Source organism: Clostridium zhoujianii (genome assembly GCF_051590805.1).
In the GTDB taxonomy this organism is placed as follows: domain Bacteria; phylum Bacillota; class Clostridia; order Clostridiales; family Clostridiaceae; genus Clostridium.
In genome coordinates this window covers 1,653,221-1,671,871 of record NZ_JBPUTF010000001.1, presented here as the reverse complement: position 1 = coordinate 1,671,871, position 18,651 = coordinate 1,653,221, and the positions used below count along the sequence as shown (strand labels likewise).

General features: G+C 28.6%; 19 protein-coding genes. 18 read left to right on the top strand and 1 reads right to left on the bottom strand.

What is annotated here, in order from left to right:
- Window positions 1–40 precede the first annotated feature (40 nt).
- The 17 genes from ACSYT2_RS07880 (at window position 41) to ACSYT2_RS07800 (ending at window position 16,731) form a co-directional block, all read left to right on the top strand.
- Entirely contained in the window at window positions 41–1,306 is a 1,266-nt protein-coding gene (locus tag ACSYT2_RS07880) for an FAD-dependent oxidoreductase (protein ID WP_430856642.1), read from the top strand.
- Between the two features lie 209 nt (window positions 1,307–1,515).
- A complete protein-coding gene (locus ACSYT2_RS07875; protein ID WP_430856641.1) occupies window positions 1,516–2,157 on the top strand; it encodes a hypothetical protein in 642 nt (213 codons plus the stop codon).
- Between the two features lie 24 nt (window positions 2,158–2,181).
- Window positions 2,182–2,925 (top strand): hypothetical protein, encoded by a 744-nt coding sequence (locus ACSYT2_RS07870; RefSeq protein ID WP_438384461.1) that lies wholly within the window; start codon window positions 2,182–2,184, stop codon window positions 2,923–2,925.
- Between the two features lie 157 nt (window positions 2,926–3,082).
- Complete coding sequence (locus tag ACSYT2_RS07865) at window positions 3,083–3,928, top strand: potassium channel family protein (RefSeq protein ID WP_438384459.1); 846 nt, start codon at window positions 3,083–3,085, stop codon at window positions 3,926–3,928.
- A gap of 115 nt (window positions 3,929–4,043) precedes the next feature.
- Window positions 4,044–4,172, top strand: a complete 129-nt coding sequence (locus ACSYT2_RS07860; RefSeq protein WP_430856638.1) for a hypothetical protein — start codon at window positions 4,044–4,046, stop codon at window positions 4,170–4,172.
- Between the two features lie 74 nt (window positions 4,173–4,246).
- Entirely contained in the window at window positions 4,247–5,440 is a 1,194-nt protein-coding gene (locus tag ACSYT2_RS07855; protein ID WP_438384456.1) for a right-handed parallel beta-helix repeat-containing protein, read from the top strand.
- Between the two features lie 161 nt (window positions 5,441–5,601).
- A complete protein-coding gene (locus tag ACSYT2_RS07850; RefSeq protein WP_438384454.1) occupies window positions 5,602–6,555 on the top strand; it encodes an ABC transporter permease in 954 nt (317 codons plus the stop codon).
- Window positions 6,545–7,513, top strand: a complete 969-nt coding sequence (locus ACSYT2_RS07845) for an iron chelate uptake ABC transporter family permease subunit (protein ID WP_430856635.1) — start codon at window positions 6,545–6,547, stop codon at window positions 7,511–7,513. The genes ACSYT2_RS07850 and ACSYT2_RS07845 overlap by 11 nt, the downstream gene beginning before the upstream one ends.
- Entirely contained in the window at window positions 7,510–8,265 is a 756-nt protein-coding gene (locus ACSYT2_RS07840) for an iron ABC transporter ATP-binding protein (RefSeq protein WP_438384450.1), read from the top strand. The genes ACSYT2_RS07845 and ACSYT2_RS07840 overlap by 4 nt, the downstream gene beginning before the upstream one ends.
- 63 nt (window positions 8,266–8,328) lie before the next feature.
- On the top strand, window positions 8,329–9,279 hold the full coding sequence (locus tag ACSYT2_RS07835; protein WP_430856633.1) for a siderophore ABC transporter substrate-binding protein: 951 nt from the start codon (window positions 8,329–8,331) through the stop codon (window positions 9,277–9,279).
- A 397-nt stretch (window positions 9,280–9,676) separates the two neighbouring features.
- Window positions 9,677–10,090, top strand: coding sequence for a hypothetical protein (locus ACSYT2_RS07830; RefSeq protein ID WP_430856632.1), 414 nt, complete (start codon window positions 9,677–9,679; stop codon window positions 10,088–10,090).
- Window positions 10,091–10,251: 161 nt separating this feature from the next.
- Complete coding sequence (gene lexA, locus ACSYT2_RS07825; RefSeq protein WP_430856631.1) at window positions 10,252–11,667, top strand: transcriptional repressor LexA; 1,416 nt, start codon at window positions 10,252–10,254, stop codon at window positions 11,665–11,667.
- 23 nt (window positions 11,668–11,690) lie between these two features.
- On the top strand, window positions 11,691–12,794 hold the full coding sequence (locus ACSYT2_RS07820) for a sensor histidine kinase (protein ID WP_430856630.1): 1,104 nt from the start codon (window positions 11,691–11,693) through the stop codon (window positions 12,792–12,794).
- Between the two features lies 1 nt (window position 12,795).
- Window positions 12,796–13,416 (top strand): response regulator, encoded by a 621-nt coding sequence (locus ACSYT2_RS07815; protein WP_438384448.1) that lies wholly within the window; start codon window positions 12,796–12,798, stop codon window positions 13,414–13,416.
- 111 nt (window positions 13,417–13,527) lie between these two features.
- Window positions 13,528–14,451 (top strand): ABC transporter ATP-binding protein, encoded by a 924-nt coding sequence (locus ACSYT2_RS07810; protein WP_438384446.1) that lies wholly within the window; start codon window positions 13,528–13,530, stop codon window positions 14,449–14,451.
- A gap of 20 nt (window positions 14,452–14,471) precedes the next feature.
- Complete coding sequence (locus ACSYT2_RS07805; RefSeq protein ID WP_438384444.1) at window positions 14,472–15,611, top strand: ABC transporter permease; 1,140 nt, start codon at window positions 14,472–14,474, stop codon at window positions 15,609–15,611.
- Complete coding sequence (locus ACSYT2_RS07800) at window positions 15,604–16,731, top strand: ABC transporter permease (protein WP_438384441.1); 1,128 nt, start codon at window positions 15,604–15,606, stop codon at window positions 16,729–16,731. Before ACSYT2_RS07805 ends, ACSYT2_RS07800 begins: the two co-directional genes overlap by 8 nt.
- A gap of 147 nt (window positions 16,732–16,878) precedes the next feature.
- On the opposite strand, the gene ACSYT2_RS07795 is transcribed toward ACSYT2_RS07800, so the two are convergent.
- A complete protein-coding gene (locus ACSYT2_RS07795) occupies window positions 16,879–17,778 on the bottom strand; it encodes a Gfo/Idh/MocA family protein (RefSeq protein WP_438384438.1) in 900 nt (299 codons plus the stop codon).
- 201 nt (window positions 17,779–17,979) lie between these two features.
- On the opposite strand from ACSYT2_RS07795, the gene ACSYT2_RS07790 reads away from it, so the two are divergent.
- A complete protein-coding gene (locus ACSYT2_RS07790; RefSeq protein WP_438384437.1) occupies window positions 17,980–18,618 on the top strand; it encodes a phosphatase PAP2 family protein in 639 nt (212 codons plus the stop codon).
- Window positions 18,619–18,651: the final 33 nt, after the last annotated feature.

Here is an 18,651-nt window from a genome sequence, read left to right as displayed (position 1 = left end):
ATACTTTAAAATAACATCAATTTGTTATTAAGGAGTGAATATGAAAGTTGTAGTTATAGGTGGTGGATGGGCAGGTTGCTCAGCAGCACTAGAAGCAATAAAATGTGGCTCAGAGGTGGAATTATATGAAAGGACAGATCTTTTGCTTGGGGTGGGGAATGTTGGCGGGATCATGAGAAATAATGGAAGATATACTGCGGCAGAGGAGTTAATAAATCTTGGTGCAGGTGAATTCATGAATATTATGGATTCTATAGCTCTCCATAAAAATATGGAATTTCCAGGTCATAAACATGCATGGTTATGTGATGTAAGTAAGGCTGAACCTCTTGTAAGACAATATCTAATTGATAGGGGAGTAAAATTATTTTTTAAAAGTAGGGCTGTAGATGTAAAAGTTAAGGAAGAAAAGATAGAGTCTATTGTATTTGAAGACAAAACAATAGCAACAGGTGATGTATTTATAGAGACTACAGGGTCTACAGGCTCAATGGCAAATTGTATTAAGTACGGCCATGGATGTGCTATGTGTGTATTAAGATGTCCTAGTTTTGGTATAAGAGTGAGCTTAAGCGAAAAGGCAGGGGTTAAGGATTTAGTAGGAGAAAGACCTAATGGTAAAAGAGGAGCAATGAGTGGCTCTTGTGAAATTCCAAGGGAAGGGTTATCTGAGGACATACTTAAGACTTTAGATAAGGAGGGGATAGTTATACTTCCTGTACCTAAGGAGGATGTTCACTTAGATAAGTTAGAAGAAAAGGTATGTCAACAATATGCCACCTTAGAATTTGCTGAAAATGTTATATTGCTAGATACAGGTCATATAAAGCTTATGACCTCATATTTTCCAATAGATAAACTAAGGAAAATAAAAGGCTTAGAAAGTTCAAGGTATATTGATCCATTAGCAGGTAGTAATGGGAACTCTATAAGATACCTTGCAGCATCTCCAAGAAGTAATGCAATGAAGGTACTTGGTGTAGATAACTTATTCTGTGCTGGGGAAAAATCAGGATTCTTTGTGGGTCATACTGAAGCGATGGTGACAGGAACATTAGCAGGTTATAATGCGGTGCAATATATAGAAGGAAAGAATTTGTTAGAGTTACCAAGGGAATTAGTAGTAGGGGATATTATTGCTTACGCTAATGATAAGGTAGAGGATGGTGATCTTAGTGAAAGATATACTTTTTCAGGATCTAAATATTTTGAAAGAATGAAGGCTTTAGGATTATATTCAATAAATAATGAAGAAATTAAAGCAAGGGTTGATAAATTAAATCTTACAAATATATTTAAAAGGTAGTAGAAGAAGGCAGGTGAATATTTTCATTCTGCCTTTTTATTCAATTTATGGAAGTCTTAAGATTATAGTTAAATAGTATGATGTATAATCTAATTAATAGATATTAGGAGGGGATTATTATAAAACTAAATCTCATAAAGAGGAAGGGAATTAAGGCTCTTTTTTCTATAGCTTTCTTTATTATAGGAATAGTTATTGTAATTGGTAGTATGATTGCTATTGCAGTGTTACAAGAGAAATTAATAGTAGGAAATGATTTTGATATATGGGTTGTTGTGACTCCATATTACTATTTGATATTTCTCATTGGGATAATAATAATATTCTTTTTACGACTTATATATGAGAAGATATATAAATCTAATAATGGGGAGCATATACTTGATATCATGATTTACAACTTAATAAAAAAGTATAAAATACTATTTAGTACTGCAATCTTAATAGTACTATATCTTATTATTGTTAATATAGTATCTATTGAAGATGAAAAAATAGCAATACATAGCACTTTTAATCCCTTAGGAAAGGAATATAGCTTGCAGGATATAGTTCAGGTTGAAACTGGATTTACTGGGAAAAAGACTTTAATAAATTGGAAAGAAAGAGGAACTTTTTATTATAAAATAAAGCTAAAAGATGGAAAAGAATTTGATTTAAATGGATCAGGAGGTGAGTCTGAAGTATATGGTGAGCATACTTATTTATCAATAGAAGAGATAGATAAAAGATTATTTAAGGATAATTCCAATATAATAAAGAAATCATCATTAGATAATTATGAGTATGCAGGTTTAGATGATGAATACATGGAAAGGTTTAAGAGAATAATTAAAAATGTTAATGAATAAAAACTTTATAAAGGAATGAAACTTATGAAAAAAATACTAGAAGATTATATAGGGGCAATAAAAAAGTTGCCATTAAAAGATAAATATACAAAAGAAGAAATTTTAATAGATGAGTTTTTAATTGAAAGGTGCAAAGATATAGAAATATACTATGCCACACATAATGAGTATATAAATCCTAAAGCTAGGGTACTTATTGTAGGAATTACTCCTGGTTTTCAACAAATGAGTGATTCAATTGCAGAGGCAAGGAAAAGTATAGAAGAAAATATAGAAATAGAGGAAATAAAATACCTTTGTAAAGTTGCAGGTAGATTTTCAGGACCTTTAAGAAAAAACATTATAAGTATGTTAGATGAGATAAAACTAAATGAAGCTTTAGGAGTGAGAAGTACTTCAGAGCTATTTGATAATAGTGATAATTTACTACATACAATATCACTAATTCCCTATCCTGTATTTGTTAAAGGTAAAAACTATACAGGACATAGTCCTAAATTAATAAAGAGTGATATTCTAATGAAATATGTCTATGAGAATTTTGTGGATGAAGTAAAGAGATTTGAAGAGATAATGATAATACCTCTAGGAAAAGCAGTAGAAGAGGTATTAGAGATATTAATTAAAGATGGGGTTATTAGGGAAGAACAGGTACTTAGAGGATTTCCACACCCTTCAGGTGCGAATGTAAATAGGCTTACTCAGCTAGAGAGTAATAAAAAGAATTTAATAAAATTCATTAAAGAATATAAAATAAAAAAAGAATAATTTATTAGTAAAGTTGAGATTTTTATTACACTATAGTTCATTAATTAGAAATTAAAAGTAAAATAATTATATTTAATAATATCAAAACATATTATATCATGTGTTAATTAATTTAATCCATGGAGGTGATGATATTATTATAATAGTAACAATAATAGTGATAGCTATTCTTTTAATAAGAACTTTTGGTAATACTAATATAAAGAGAAAGCCATTATTTTATGGGATAAGTAAAATTAATACTGCATATAGGGATCTTTTTTTAGAAAGGAATTTCATTATTAAGATAACTCAGACTGGAATGATTATTTTCTCTGAGATATTCTCTTTTATAGGATTATATATAACTGTTGTTAGATACATAGAAATTAATACATATATATGTATTAATTATATTTTTGAGTCTGTAATTATAATATTTATATTTATAATAATTCATTATTTGGTAGGGTATGTACTGCTTATAAGTTCTAAGCTTCATATCTTTATGCTTAAAAGTAAAGATGAAAGTATAAGAAGTGACTTTTTACTAAGCTACTTTATTACAAGCTCATATATAGTAGTATTATTGATATTTCCAGAACAAATTATGAAGTATGGTATAACAGGATTGATAGGTATAATCATATGCTATATATTAAATTTTAAAATAGTATTTAAGATAATGAAAAATACAAGTAATATAAAATTTAGTAATGAGGATGAAAGTAGTTTTACTAAGGTTCTAATAGTATCATTAATATTAGTTGGAATGATAATTATTAATTTATTTCTAGGAGTGTGCCTTGTAAACGCTATAGGTGGAATAGCCTATTCTAACAATCCAAGCAACTTTGATTTGTTATACTATACAGTGGTTACCTTCACAACCATAGGTTTTGGTGATATTAGTCCATTAACAGTACCAGCTAAATTAATGGCAATAATAATATCTGTAACAAGTATTTTATCATTAACTATTTTTATTGGAAGTATATTTTCCTATAGTGATAAAAAAAATTAGAGTATAGAGAGTGCTATAAGTTTAATTTTGATAGCACTCTTTATTTATTAAAGTAATAATTCGCCCTTGGGATACATAATATTAAAAAGGTTTTATTTTAAGGGGGAATGTATTAATGAACCAGGAATTATCTTTAGGAGTATACATAATAATGATGAGTATCTTTTCAGTTCTAGTATATAAATTTAGTTGTAAATTAGTAGACAAGGGTATTATAGAGAGAGTTTTCAATAGTATAAAATAGTTAAAAAGTATAATTTTAATATATAGGTGTGTTGTTATATTGATAAAATGTATAATATTGGTAGAGGTGATTTTATGAGATTAAAGAATAACTTAAGTTTACTTTCATCAATTATACTGTTATGTGCTTTATTACCAATTTACCCTATATCAGCAGTTACAAACGAGGAGGAATCTGTATTAAGAACAATATATTGTTCTAGTGCAGATGAAATACAAAATGCACTTAGGAGTGCTGAAGCTGGAGACCGAATTATTATAAAGGAAGGTTCATACGTAGGTAAATGGATGGAGAAGGGCTATTTTACATCAAATGCCCAGGGAACAAAGGAACATCCCATTACAATAGAAAGTGAAAATCTCAATAATCCAAGTGAGCTTGTGGGACTTAGAAGTTCATCTGGGTATGCTCTATATTTAACAGGAGATTATTGGAGGGTGAGTAATCTTAAAATAACTAATGCACAAAAGGGTATTATGATTGATAATGGTAATTATAATATTATAAGTGGTTGTCAAGTATATGCTGTTGAACAAGAGGGGATACATCTAAGGGATGGTAGTAGTAATAATATAATAAAGAATACAAAGGTTTATGACACAGGGACTGTTAGACCAGATTATGGAGAGGGTATATATATAGGGTCCGATAAAGGAAAATGGAGTGAATTAAAAAAAGAGTGTGATAATAATATTATTACTAATTGCGAAATAGGTCCTAATGTAGGGGCTGAACACTTAGATATAAAAGAAGGAACAACTGGAACGGTTATTGAGGATTGTATATTTAATGGGGAAGGAATATCAGGAAAGAATTATGCAGATAGTTTTATAGATGTTAAGGGTAATAAAACTGTAGTAAGAAATAATATAGGTTATAGGAATAAGAATTTGATTATAGTAGATGCATTTCAAATACATGTACAAGTAGATGGTTGGGGATTAGATAATGAATTTTATGATAATCACCTATATTTAGATATAGCCGAAGTAAATATATTAAACAACTCAAAAGGAACAGCTACAGTTTATAATAATAAAAGGTATCCTGATGGGAATATGTATATAGGAAATAATAAAGTTCTTGATTTTAAAGTAGAGGATTTAAATAGGGATGGTGTAGTGGATTTAATGGATCTTTCATTAGTATCAAAAGAGTATAATAAAACCAGTGATATTAATGGGTTCAGTAGATCTTCAGATCTAAATAATGACGGAATAATAGATATATATGACTTAGTTTTAATATCAAAAAGTATTAACATATAGTAATAAAAAGAAGAGCTAAAGATAGCTCTTCTTTTTATTTTTTTAATTATATAGTAAATATAAAATAAAAGTATTGACAATGATAATGGTTATCAGTTAATATATAAACAGAAGTTGATAATAATTATCAATAAGTGAGATTGACATACTAAGGAGGAGCAATGAAAAAAAAATATTTACTAATATCTCTAATAATATTATCATTTATTTCCTTGTTTATAGGAGCAACTAATGTGGGAATAAAAGATTTAATTAATGGTGATATAGACAAAATACAAATACTTCTAATAAGTAGATTACCAAGAGTAGTTAGTATAATAATTGCTGGAATGGGTCTAAGTGTAAGTGGGATTATAATGCAACAGATAAGCAGAAATAAGTTTACTTCACCAACTACAGCTGGAACAATGGATTCGGCAAAGTTTGGGATACTTATAGCAATGATTGTAATGCCAAAGTCGGGAGTGTTAGGAAAGGCGACCTTTGCATTTATATTTGCACTTATTGGATCATTCATATTCATGACTATACTAAGAAAAATAAAAGTTAAGAATGTAATATTTGTTCCTTTAGTAGGACTGATGTTTGGTAACTTAATAAGTTCTATGACAAGCTTTATATCTTATTCATTAGATATGAATCAAAGCATAAATGCATGGTTCCAGGGAAGTTTTTCAACTGTAATGAAGGGGAAATATGAATTACTTTATTTATGTATTCCACTAATGATTATTGCATTCCTATACGCAAATAAGTTTACTATTGCAGGCATGGGGAAAAACTTTTCAACAAACTTAGGCTTAAATCATGAAAGAATAGTAAATATAGGACTATCACTTGTGTCAGCAGTAGCAGCACTAACATTAGTTATGGTTGGGAATATACCATTCTTAGGATTAATAGTTCCGAATATTGTAAGTATGACAAGAGGTGATAATCTTAAGAACTCTCTATTAGAGACATGCTTATTTGGTGCAGTATTTGTGTTAGTATGTGATATTTTTGGAAGAGTTATCATTGCTCCTTACGAAGTCTCAATAGGTCTAACTGTTGGGGTTATAGGAAGTATAATATTCCTATATCTAGTTATGAGGAGGAAATCAAATGCAGCTTAGGAGAGAAGAAAAAATAAAAAAACAAATATGGTTATTATTTGTAATAGCATTAGTAGCAGCAATACTCTTTGTAGTAATTGGATTAACTCCAAAAAATGCTGAATATTTAATATCTAAAAGAGTTCCGAAGATAATTGCTATTATTATAAGTGGTGGGGCAGTGGCTTTTTCATCCATAATATTTCAAACTATAAGTAATAATAGAATATTGACACCAAGTGTTTTAGGATTAGATGCTGTATATAGCTTTTTCCAAACAGTAGTTGTATTTATATTCGGCTCAAGCAGCATTTTAATGACTAATAAAAATTTGAACTTCCTTGTTTCACTAGTAGGAATGCTTCTAATTAGTAGCTTATTGTATTTAATAGTATTTAAGAAAAAGAGTACAAGCATAATGTATTTATTGTTAGTAGGATTAATAGTTGGGACTTTATTCAATAGTATGACTTCGTTTTTACAAGTATTAATAGATCCAAATGAGTATTTATCACTACAAGCAAAACTTATTGCAAGTTTTAATAATGTAAATACAGACATAATATTTATAGCCATTTTAATTTTGCTTCTTATGATACCTTTTATATACGATGAATTAAAATTGTTAGATGTAATGTCATTGGGGAAAGAACAAGCTATAAATCTTGGGGTTAATTACGATAAGGTAATGAAAAAATTACTTGTTGTAGTAGCTATACTTACTGCTATGTCAACAGCACTAGTAGGGCCTATAACCTTCTTGGGATTAATAGTTGTAAATGTAACATATCAATTAATAAAAAGTTTTAAACATAAGTATTTAATTACAGCTTCAATTCTTATTAGTATTTCAAGTTTAATTATTGGGTTAATAATAGTTGAGAGAATATTTGAATTTAACACTACGTTAAGTGTAATAATTAATTTTGTTGGAGGATTATATTTCTTATATCTTCTACTAAAGGAGAGTAAATTATGATAGAAGTAAAAAACATAACCAAAAAATATGGTGATAAAAAAGTAGTAAACAATGTATCCTTAAATATAGAAAAAGGTAAGATGATTTCACTAATTGGTCCAAATGGAGCAGGTAAAAGTACAGTTTTATCAATGATATCTAGACTTCTTGATATGGATGAGGGTGAAGTTATTATAGATGGAACGCCACTAGATAAGTGGAATAACAGAGAGTTATCTAAGAAAATATCAATACTTAAGCAAGCAAATGATATTGATTTAAGGCTTACTATTAGGGAACTTGTTGAATTTGGTAGATTCCCATATTCACAAGGAAATATAAACGAAGAAGATAACAGATTAATTAACGAAGCAATTGAGTATATGCAACTTAGGGATATACAATATAAATATTTAGATGAGCTTAGTGGTGGTCAAAAACAAAGAGCATATATTGCAATGGTTATTGCACAAAATACAGAATACATATTTTTAGATGAACCACTAAATAACTTAGATATGAAACATTCTGTTCAAATGATGAAGGGTATCAGAGCTTTAGTTGATGATTTAGGAAAAACTGTTGTAACAGTACTACATGATATTAACTTTGCATCTTGTTACTCAGATACGATAATAGCTTTAAAGGATGGAGAAGTATATAAAGAAGGTGAAACTCTTAGTATAATAGACAAAGTTGTTTTAGAAGATTTATATAAAACTGAGTTCAAAATCGAAAATATAGGTGATAGAAGAATTTGTGTTTATTTCTAAATAAACACTTAATTTTAATAAATTTAATGATAATGAAAATCAATTTAATTGGAGGAATAAATAATGAATAAAAAAGTATTAGGAATCGTTATAGCAGCAGCTGTAGTATTAGTAGGTGGAGCATTCTATTTAAAGAATGGAGACAAAGTAGGAAGTGGAAATAATGGTGGAGCTGTTGAAGTAACACATAAGCTTGGAACAACTGCATTAGAAAAAACTCCAGAAAGAGTAGTAGTTTTAGATTACGGTGCACTAGATATATTAGATAATTTAGGGGTGAATATAGTAGGAGTACCTAAATCAGGGAAATTACCAGAGTATATGAATAAATACTCAGCAGAGGAATATGCTAATGTTGGAACAGTAAAGGAGCCAGATTTAGAAGCTATACATGCATTAAATCCAGATGTTATAGTAATGGCAGGTAGAATGGAAGATTACTATAAGCAATTTACAGAAATAGCTCCTACAGTATTCTTTAATGCAGATGGTGCCGACTACCTTAATAGTTATGAAAATAACTTAAATATGCTAGGAAAACTATTTGGATTAGAAAAAGAAACTGACAAGATGCTAAAAGAAGTTACATCTAAGATAGAAGAAGCTAATAAAGAAATTACAAAGTTAAATTTAAATGCAACTTCAATAATGCTCAATGGTAGAAACATATCCGCTTTTAATAAAAGTTCAAGGTATGGATTATTATTTAATGAATTAGGATTTAAGCAAACAGACGAAGGATTAGAAGATTCTACTCATGGTCAAGAAGTTTCTTATGAATATTTAGTAGAAAAGAACCCGGAATATCTTTTTGTTGTAGACAGAAATGCAATTACTGGTACAGAAACTGGATCATCAGCTAAAGAAATAATTGAAAATGAACTAGTTAAGCAAACTAAGGCATATAAAGATGGAAACATAGTATATTTAAACTCTGTTAATTGGTACACAGTATCAGGAGGTTATACATCAACTTTAGGAATGGTTAACGAAGTATTAGAAGCGATAAAATAATAGGTAGAGAATGAATCATTAATTAAAGGCTATTAATTACACCAAATTAATAAGAACTGCCACAGAAATATTGATATATATTTCTGTGGCAGTTTTTTACTCTATAGAATTTATGATGCTTATCTATATGTGGATAAATTTGTAAATATATATGATGTTAAAGGTGTTGGAGTAAAGTGAAAAAATAAATTTGTGGGCCTGCAAGATTTTCATCAAACAAGCTTCGGAAATGTAGATGCGTAAAAAAGTCTTAGCTCATAATCCCTAGGACTTTTTATTGTATTAAAGTTGAAATGATATAAATGAAGATTTAAGTGTGAATAAAATAGATATTAGTGGTATAATAATATAAATGTCATTAAAAATGACAAAATAAAAAAGTAAAGTGGGATCATAGATGAGAAATATAAAGTTAGAAAAAGCAATTAAAAGATTAGATAAGGAGATGGAAGCCCTTAGAATATCAGCAAAATTCCTAAAAAATATAGATGAAATTAATGAAGTTAGAGAACATTTAAATAAAGAAAGACAAGAGTTAGCCAATGCCTTATATTCAGAAGATGCTAAATGTTATGATGAATGTCGTGAAGTTATATCTGAATTGATAGATAGAGAATTAGATAAAGAAGACCAAAAGAAGTTACTTGAAGATATTAAAGAGATATATGGTAGACAATCGCCTAATGCATCAAAGGAAAGCAATGGACTTAATGCATGGCTTAAAGAATTAGACATTGAGTTTAAATGGATAGAAAATCCAGAAACAGATTGGGCAACTTTAGTTGTCATTGCTCTTGGATTACATAGATAGATATTAATAGATAGCATATAAGGCTATCTTTTTTCTTTTATTTAAATAATATAAACAGATAATAGAATGAAAAGGTTCTATTATTTAAAATTACTTTGAAAAGATAATAATTATCAGTTATTATAGATATATAGTTAATTATGAAAAAGGATGTAATGAATATGAAATTACTTAAAATACAAAAGAAGTTTATAGAAAGCAAACCAGTTAAATATAATATAGTTAAAGGTAAATCAAATACAGGAAAAACAGAAACATTACTTCACAGAGTATTAAACTTAGTGAATAATTTTGCATATGAGGAAGAGGACAAGATACTATTTGTTCAAAAAGAAAAGGGATTAAAAGAAAAGTATAAAGATAGATATAAAAAGATAAAGGATAAATATAATCATACATATATATCATTATTATCATCCCAGGTAGATCCTGAATTTCTATCTCTAAATGAGCTTGTTGATAGGTATGCAAGTAATAATAGATTAGCCACCTTTGAAGAAAAAACAGATATTATTAAAGATATAATAAAGGAAAATCACTTTAATAAATGTAAAAAACTTAAATATAATAATATTCATATTATTTTAAATGAGATAAAGTATATGAAGAATTCAAATATTACTTCATTAGAAGAGTATATGACCTTAATGGGGGGGCCACTAAAGCTTAGAAAAAATTCTGTTTCTAGAAGCGAAGTCTATATACTTTTTGAGGCCTTTAATAAAGTTATTGCTGAAAATAATTTGTTTGATGATGAAGATAAAATTAGAGATGCAATAAATAATGTTAAAGGAGTAAAGGGTGAAGGTTATGTACATATTTTTATTGATAATGTAGAGCAACTATCTAAGATTGAGTTAGAGTTCTTGTTGGCATTATATAATAAGAAATCTTATGGAACTATAACTATGGGGATTGATGTTGATAAGGGTGAAAATGTATATTCAGAATTGGTTAAAAAAGGTAGAGTATACGCAAAAAAGGTTTTTGGTAATAATAAAAAGATATATAACTTTAAAGTTGACCTATTAGAAAAAAACTTCTCAGAACCAGAAAGGGTAAAAACTATTAATGTTATTGAAAAGTACAAGTTTATTGATTTAAAACGTAGAAGAAACTTTGAATTCTCAATAGAGCATACAGGCTATGAAGAGAGAATTCTTGGTGAACATGCAGAGAATTATTCAAAGGATGAGTTAGAAGAAATACCTGTATTTAATAATATTGCAGCTGGGGAACCAATTTTAATTACACCAGAACAAGAGGATATTTTCTCTATACCTAAGTACTGGGTTAAAGGAAGTAACAAAAAGTTTATCCTTAAAGTTAAGGGGAATTCAATGATTAATGCAAATATTCATAATGGTGATTTAGTAGTAATTGAACAAACTCCAGCACCACAAAATGGGGATATTGTGGCAGTCAATATAGATGGTAATGCAACACTTAAAACTTTGAAAGTTGGAAAAACATCTATAACATTAATACCAGAAAATGAAGCCTATGAACCAATAGTAGTTTCAAAGGATGAGGAGTTCTATGTATTAGGTAAGGCAGTAGGGGTAATAAGAAAGTAATTAAGATTTTGGGGGAATTATATATGGAAAATACAATAACTTTGTTGATTATAATAATGACTTTCTTTGGATCAGCTTCAACTATAGTAAATGGGGAAGGAGAAATAGGGATTATTATTAATATAAGTGTTGTTATTTTCATTTGTATTCTTCAACTTTTAAAAGATTTAACCAAGATTAATAGTACTATTATAATAATATCTCAATTAAGTATAATTATAGGGGCTATGATATTAGGATTATTAGGAGTTGAGTATTTATTACCTATAGTACTCTTTGAAATAATCTGTGATAGGGAATCATTATTAACTTCAATAGTGATAAGTATTGGTATATTAGCTGTATTAAATAGAAACAACCTATTTAATATGGTTATTTATGCTGTCATTATAAATTTATATTTATATGAAGTTAAAAATCAATATATTGATAATGCTGAACTAAAGGAATTTGGTAGAGGTCAAAGATACGAAAGATTTATGATGCAGAAAAAGATTGCAAATTTAGAAAAGTATCTTGAGCAAACTAATATTATGGCAAGTTTAAAAGAAAGAAATTTTATGGCGCAGAAGCTACATGATCATTTAGGTCATAGAATTACAAGTTCGCTTATGCAATTAGAGGTTACAAAGGAGATCGCTGGTATTGATAATGAACTTAGTGAAAAATATCTAACCAGTGCAATGACAAATCTTAGAGAGGGAATGGATGAAATAAGATTAGTTCTAAGAAATGTAAAACCGAGGGATAAGGTTATTGGTATAGAGGATATAAAAGAGGAGATACTTAGATTTCAATATAGTTCTAGTATAAAAGTTAATTTTAGGGTAGAGGGAGATACAGATAAAATTAAGTTGAATATGTGGATGATAATGGAAGAAAATATCAAAGAGGCGTTGACTAATGCAGCTAAGTATTCAGAAGCAACAGAAATAAGTATTTCTATTTTAATCTATAATAAGTTTATGAGAATAGAGATTAAGGATAATGGAAAGGGTTGTGAAATTCTTGACAAGGGTCTAGGCCTAAATGGAATGGAAGAAAGAATGTTAGGTATTGGTGGTAGAATAGAATATAATAATGATAATGGTTTTGTTATTAATATGATATTAAATTTGGGGGAATAGGATGAGTATAAGGGTGCTAATATGTGATGATGATAGTTTAATTAGGGAGAGTTTAAAAATATTGCTACCTCTGAAAGGGGATATAGAGGTGGTAGATGAAGCAAAAAATGGAGAAGAGTGTATTAAGAGATGTATTGAAAAAGATATTGATGTTGCTTTAATCGATATTAGAATGCCAAAATTAAATGGAGTGGAGGCAGTTAGACAAATAGTTGATAATACAAATACTAAGTGTTTGATTTTAACAACTTTTGATGAGGAGGATTATATTAATGAAGCTCTAGAATATGGAGCAAAGGGATATATTCTTAAAAATAATTCACCAGAACAAATAGCAAATAGTATTATTTCAGTTTTTAATAATACAATTGTAATGAACGAAAATATATTAGGAAAGCTTCATGGTAAAGGGAATTTACCGGAAATATGTAATTATGATTTTACAGATAGAGAAAAGGATATAATTATAGCTATAAGTGAAGGTTTAAGTAATAAAGAAATAAGTAAAAAATTATTTATATCAGAAGGCACAATTAGAAATTATATTAGTGGAATTTTAGAAAAAACAGGACTTGATCATAGAACAGCAATTGCGGTAAATTATTTAAAGAGCAATTTATAATAGTTAAAATGTTACAAATGTAATGATAAAAGGTGATATTCCTAACTGGGGGAGGAGGCCTTTTTTTTATATAATAATATCATAGAAGGAAATTGAGGAGGATTTGTTAAGATGTTAGAAATAAAGAAAATTTACAAAGACTATGGAAATCATGTTGCTGTTGATGGGATAGATCTAAAGATAGAGAAAGGGCAGATATTTGGCATATTAGGACCTAATGGTGCAGGTAAAAGCACATTAATTGGAATGATATGTGGTCTTGTAAAGAAAACAAAAGGAGAAGTCATTTACGAGGGACAAACATCGAAAATTAGAAAGTGGAAAGAAAATATTGGTATTGTTCCACAAGATTTTGCAGTTTATTGGGACTTAACAGCAGAAGAAAACATAAGTTTTTTCTGCTCACTATATGGATTTAAGGGGCAAGATCTTAAAGATAGAACAAATAAGACTTTAGACTTTGTAGGTCTAACAGATGTGAGAAATAAAAAGGCTTCAGAATTCTCTGGTGGTATGAAAAGAAGATTAAATATTGGTTGTGCTATAGCACATTCTCCTAAATTAATTATAATGGATGAGCCGACAGTAGGAATTGATCCACAGTCCAGAAATCATATATTAGAGTCAGTATTAAAGCTAAGAGAAGAAGGTGCAACAATTATATATACTTCTCACTATATGCAAGAGGTAGATGATATCTGTGACAGAATTGCAATTGTGGACAAGGGGAAAGTTATTGCTGAAGGAACAGGGGAAGAGCTAAAGAACCTAGTTGGGGATAAAAGAATTTTCAACCTAACAGTTACTAAAGAGGTTGAAGGATTAGATAATAAATTAAAGGAAATTACAGGAGTAGAAAAAGTTATAGTAAATGATAATGAATATAGAATATCTACTTTAAAAAGCAGAAATTTAATATCTAATATAGTTTCAGTTGTAGATAATAATGGTGGGGATATTCAAAATATAGTAAATGAGGAACCAAGTCTAGAAACAGTATTCTTGGCCTTAACAGGTAAAAAATTAAGGGAGTAGGGATAAAAATGTATTTAGCAATGTTAAAAAAAGAGTTTAAACAGTTTTTTAGATCCAAAGGCAATGTGATTTTACTATTTTTATTTCCTGTCTTATTAATTACTACCTTAAGTTTAGGCTTAAAGGATATGATGAGTGGAAATGCCGATATATATGGTGGGAATAGTGAGTTTACAAAGGCTTATTATACAATTAAGGAAGATAGTAAGTATAAGGAAGGTTTTATGAGTTTTGCTAAAGGTGTTGAGGAAAGCCTTAGTATAAAATTTGAAGAAACATCTGACCTAGGCAATGTAGAAGAAGAGGTAGATAATTATAAAGCCTTAGTTCATATAGAAGTAGATAATGATGGATTTAAGCTTTATACATCAAAAAAAGGTGAGGAAATTCCCAATAAAGTATTTAGAAGTATTTTTGACAGCATGTTGAATGAATATGCTGCTTTTGAAACAATTGGAAAATATAATCCACAAGACTTTAATAATTTAGTTCAAAACAAATATGATGAATATGTAGTGAAGGAGAAGTTAGATGGAACAAGGGATGTAAGTGCAGCTGAATATTATACCTTTGCAGAGCTTGCGTTAATCATATTTTTTATAGCACAAACAGTTGGTGAAAGTGTTTATAAAGAAACACAACTTAGGACAATTAATAGAATTAGGCTATCTAAGGTAAAGGAAAATGTAATGATAGTGGCTAAGGTGTCCTTGGGAATATTAATAGGTATAATTCAAACTATATTGATTTATGTTTATTCTTCTACAGTTCTTGATGTAGATTGGGGGCCTAATACAGTAAAGTTTATATTATTATTTATTACTTTTGCTATTTTTTCATCAGTTGTAGGAGCTATAGTTGGACTTTGTGCAAAAAAAGATACATCAGTTGGTGGAAGCTTAAGTGCAGTAACCTTCATAATCTGTGCTCTTGGCGGATCTTATACTCCATTAAACATGCTTGTTGGAATTCCTTTGCTGAATAAATTGATGTATATAAGTCCAATTTATTGGATAAATACTGCAACTAGTAGCATGATATGTGGATTAGAGTCAAAAGCATATATGATAGCTTTAATGATACCGATAGTTTTATCAGCAGTATGTTTAATTGCATACTTAGCTATTATGAAAAAAAGGGGAGGGATTGTAAATGATTAATATAATGAAGAATGTAAGTAAAATATTATTGAAGAGGAAAAGTTTTATTTTAATATCATTTTTATTACCTATTGCATTGATATATATGTTTACAATGCTTTATGGCGGCAATTCTACCTTTAAGATAGCTGTATTTAACAGGGATAATGGAGAGTTAGGTAATGCAATTGAGGAAAGATTAGGAGTAATGAATGCTGTAGATATTATTGATATAGAGGATAATGATAGCTATAAAGAAAAGCTAATTTTTCATGAAGTTGAAATGATAATTACTATAGATGAAAACTTTACAGAAAGTCTTACTAATGGTGAAAAAAATGAAATAAAAATAAAATCTGTATCAAAGAGTGATATGGAAGCAGCAATTACTGGAGTATTAGAAAGTGAGACAAAAGAATTAGCTAGGTTATGTAACAATGTAAATATTAAAGAAGTAGGATTAGCTAATGTAATATCTGATTTTAAGGAGCTTAAGCCGAGCTATGAAATAAGAAATACAGGAGATGTAAAACAAAGCATAAATAACTCCGTTGGAATAATAATATACCTAATATTTATTTGTGCTGGTATTAGCTGTAGTTTTCTTCTTGAAGATGAGAGAGAAGGAACAAAAGATAGAGTATTGATGGGTAAGATAGGTGAAAAATCCTATTATGGTGGACTTTGTACTATCTTCTTTGCACTAACATCTATTCCAGCGGTGGAGTACTTTATTGTATGTAATATATTAGGCTATGAATTTGGATTTGAGAACAAAGTAATACTTTTAGTATTACTTGAAATAATCGTATTACTTGCAGTTGTGTTTAATATTATGATAGCTTCTTTAGTTAAGAAAAAGGGTATAGCGAATCTTATTAATGGAGGTTTGATATTACCAGTGTTTATGCTAAGTGGAAGCTTCTGGCCTTTTGATATGATGAGCGAAGGGATGAGAAAAATAGGAAGTGGACTTCCACCAAGATGGTTCTTCTTAGCCTTAGAAAAATTACAAGGAGGAGAAGCAGTATCTTCAATAATTCCTATGGTAGGCGGATTAATAATGATAATAGTATTACTCTTTGCTTTAAGTATTTTCTTTACAAGAAATAAAATTGTCCTTGCAAAGGATGATCAATAGTATCTATAAATGTGATGTAATTAATAACAAGGACTCTCATATATCTTTTAAGGTCTGATAGCTCTACGAGATCAAAGATTCTATTAAAAGTGAGAGTACTTGTTATTTTTTTATTTAAGCATAAATTTAATTAAGATAGTCTTATATTTATACCAGTTTTTCTACTATTTCTTCACATAGTTTATGAGTTTTTAAAGAGTCATCTAGAAGGTCGTAGTTAGTATTACCTTCTTTAACATCCATTAAAAAGCTATCAATAATCGTGTCAAATCCTCTTTTGTGAAGGGTATTATCCCAATCTCCGAATTCCTTTGAAGTTACTTCATTGTTAATAAAATAAGTACTATGCACTAATCCTCTAACTATAGCTTTTTTTCCAGAAGCCATATATTCAATAACTTCTTCTGTAATACCATTATCCCTGTTCATTATACCAATAGCAGTAGTCTTATCATTAGAAAGATTTATAACAATACTTTTTAGGCCGGTACTATCCCTTAAGCTATTTACAGTTAAATCCTTGTAGTCATTATTCATTAAGAATCTTAGGGTATCGACTACGTGAATGAAATCATCAAAAACAAATACTCTTGGATCACCAGGTAAGTTAACTCTATTTTTTTCAATAATTATTATATTTGGATCTCCTAAAGCTTTTAGGTTCTTAACCATAGGAGCGGATCTTCTATTAAAACCAACTTTAAAAATCTTATTATTTTCCTTTGCTATTTGGGATAACTCTAAAGATTCACTAAGGGCATAGCTAATAGGTTTATCTACATATACATTAACACCATTAGATAAAAGTTCCTTACAGATTGTATAGTGAGACTCTGTTGAACTGTGTACAAAAGCACAATCAATATTCTTTTCTATAAGTTCAGCCACAGTATTTACAGATTCAGATATTCTATATTTACTCTTAATTTCTTTTAATGTAATTTCATTTCTAGTACATAATACAATTTCTACATCTTCCTTAAAAGAAATAATAGGAAGATATGCCTTCTTGCAAATATCACCGATTCCAATTATACCAACTCTCATATTAACCTCCAAAAATCTTTATTATAACTTCATACTAACAAAAATAGATTGAGGATAAAAGGGTAAAAAGTGAAATCTTAATAGAATAGTTATATTTATGTATATATTTAAGTGCTATAATTAAAAAATAAGTATACTTTACTGTATCCTTATTAGGATTAGATTTATATATTATTATTGATGTATAAAGGGGAGGTAAAGATGATAGTAGATATAATTATTAAGTTTGTAAAAGACAGAAAGGCAATTTTATTAGTTTTATCCTATATTATTTCAGCATTAGGATATGGGGTGATTAATAATATAGATAGTAAAAGTTATAGTCTAGCCACTTCATTTGATAGTAAAATACCACTTATAAAGTATTTTGTAATTCCATATTACTCATGGTATCTGTTAATAGCTTTTTCTTTTATCTATGTTTATATAAAGAGCCAGGATGAATTTTATGATTTTGTTACTTGTATGACTATTACGATGCTTACAGCATTATTAATATATATTTGTTTTCAGACAACAGTAATAAGACCAGAGATAATTGGAGATGATATATTTTCAAATCTACTAAGAAATATTTATAAGGCTGATAAGCCCGTTAATTGTTGTCCAAGCCTACATGTGTCAATTACATTAGTTTGTTCTATATGGATTAATAGAGTTTCAGAGAATAAATATTTAAAAAGAGGAGTATTTTTTCTTGGAACATTAATAATACTATCAACATTATTTATAAAACAACATGTAGTGATAGATGTTTTTATTGCTTTTATTCAGGTTTTTATAGTAAAAGAAATAGTTTATTTAGTGAAGGAAAGATCATTTATTAAAGAATTAAGATAAATACAATAAAAAAGTAATCATATTAATTAAAAT

What these genes read in the sequence shown, in the direction of transcription:
- ACSYT2_RS07835 (WP_430856633.1), top strand. Translation starts at nt 8,329, where the DNA reads ATGAATAAAAAAGTATTAGGAATCGTTATAGCAGCAGCTGTAGTATTA.
- ACSYT2_RS07875 (WP_430856641.1), top strand. Translation starts at nt 1,516, where the DNA reads ATGATTGCTATTGCAGTGTTACAAGAGAAATTAATAGTAGGAAATGAT.
- lexA (WP_430856631.1), top strand. Translation starts at nt 10,252, where the DNA reads ATGAAATTACTTAAAATACAAAAGAAGTTTATAGAAAGCAAACCAGTT.
- ACSYT2_RS07810 (WP_438384446.1), top strand. Translation starts at nt 13,528, where the DNA reads ATGTTAGAAATAAAGAAAATTTACAAAGACTATGGAAATCATGTTGCT.
- ACSYT2_RS07795 (WP_438384438.1), bottom strand. Translation starts at nt 17,778, where the DNA reads ATGAGAGTTGGTATAATTGGAATCGGTGATATTTGCAAGAAGGCATAT.
- ACSYT2_RS07845 (WP_430856635.1), top strand. Translation starts at nt 6,545, where the DNA reads ATGCAGCTTAGGAGAGAAGAAAAAATAAAAAAACAAATATGGTTATTA.
- ACSYT2_RS07790 (WP_438384437.1), top strand. Translation starts at nt 17,980, where the DNA reads ATGATAGTAGATATAATTATTAAGTTTGTAAAAGACAGAAAGGCAATT.
- ACSYT2_RS07840 (WP_438384450.1), top strand. Translation starts at nt 7,510, where the DNA reads ATGATAGAAGTAAAAAACATAACCAAAAAATATGGTGATAAAAAAGTA.
- ACSYT2_RS07800 (WP_438384441.1), top strand. Translation starts at nt 15,604, where the DNA reads ATGATTAATATAATGAAGAATGTAAGTAAAATATTATTGAAGAGGAAA.
- ACSYT2_RS07880 (WP_430856642.1), top strand. Translation starts at nt 41, where the DNA reads ATGAAAGTTGTAGTTATAGGTGGTGGATGGGCAGGTTGCTCAGCAGCA.
- ACSYT2_RS07820 (WP_430856630.1), top strand. Translation starts at nt 11,691, where the DNA reads ATGGAAAATACAATAACTTTGTTGATTATAATAATGACTTTCTTTGGA.
- ACSYT2_RS07850 (WP_438384454.1), top strand. Translation starts at nt 5,602, where the DNA reads ATGAAAAAAAAATATTTACTAATATCTCTAATAATATTATCATTTATT.
- ACSYT2_RS07855 (WP_438384456.1), top strand. Translation starts at nt 4,247, where the DNA reads ATGAGATTAAAGAATAACTTAAGTTTACTTTCATCAATTATACTGTTA.
- ACSYT2_RS07870 (WP_438384461.1), top strand. Translation starts at nt 2,182, where the DNA reads ATGAAAAAAATACTAGAAGATTATATAGGGGCAATAAAAAAGTTGCCA.
- ACSYT2_RS07815 (WP_438384448.1), top strand. Translation starts at nt 12,796, where the DNA reads ATGAGTATAAGGGTGCTAATATGTGATGATGATAGTTTAATTAGGGAG.
- ACSYT2_RS07830 (WP_430856632.1), top strand. Translation starts at nt 9,677, where the DNA reads ATGAGAAATATAAAGTTAGAAAAAGCAATTAAAAGATTAGATAAGGAG.
- ACSYT2_RS07805 (WP_438384444.1), top strand. Translation starts at nt 14,472, where the DNA reads ATGTTAAAAAAAGAGTTTAAACAGTTTTTTAGATCCAAAGGCAATGTG.
- ACSYT2_RS07860 (WP_430856638.1), top strand. Translation starts at nt 4,044, where the DNA reads ATGAACCAGGAATTATCTTTAGGAGTATACATAATAATGATGAGTATC.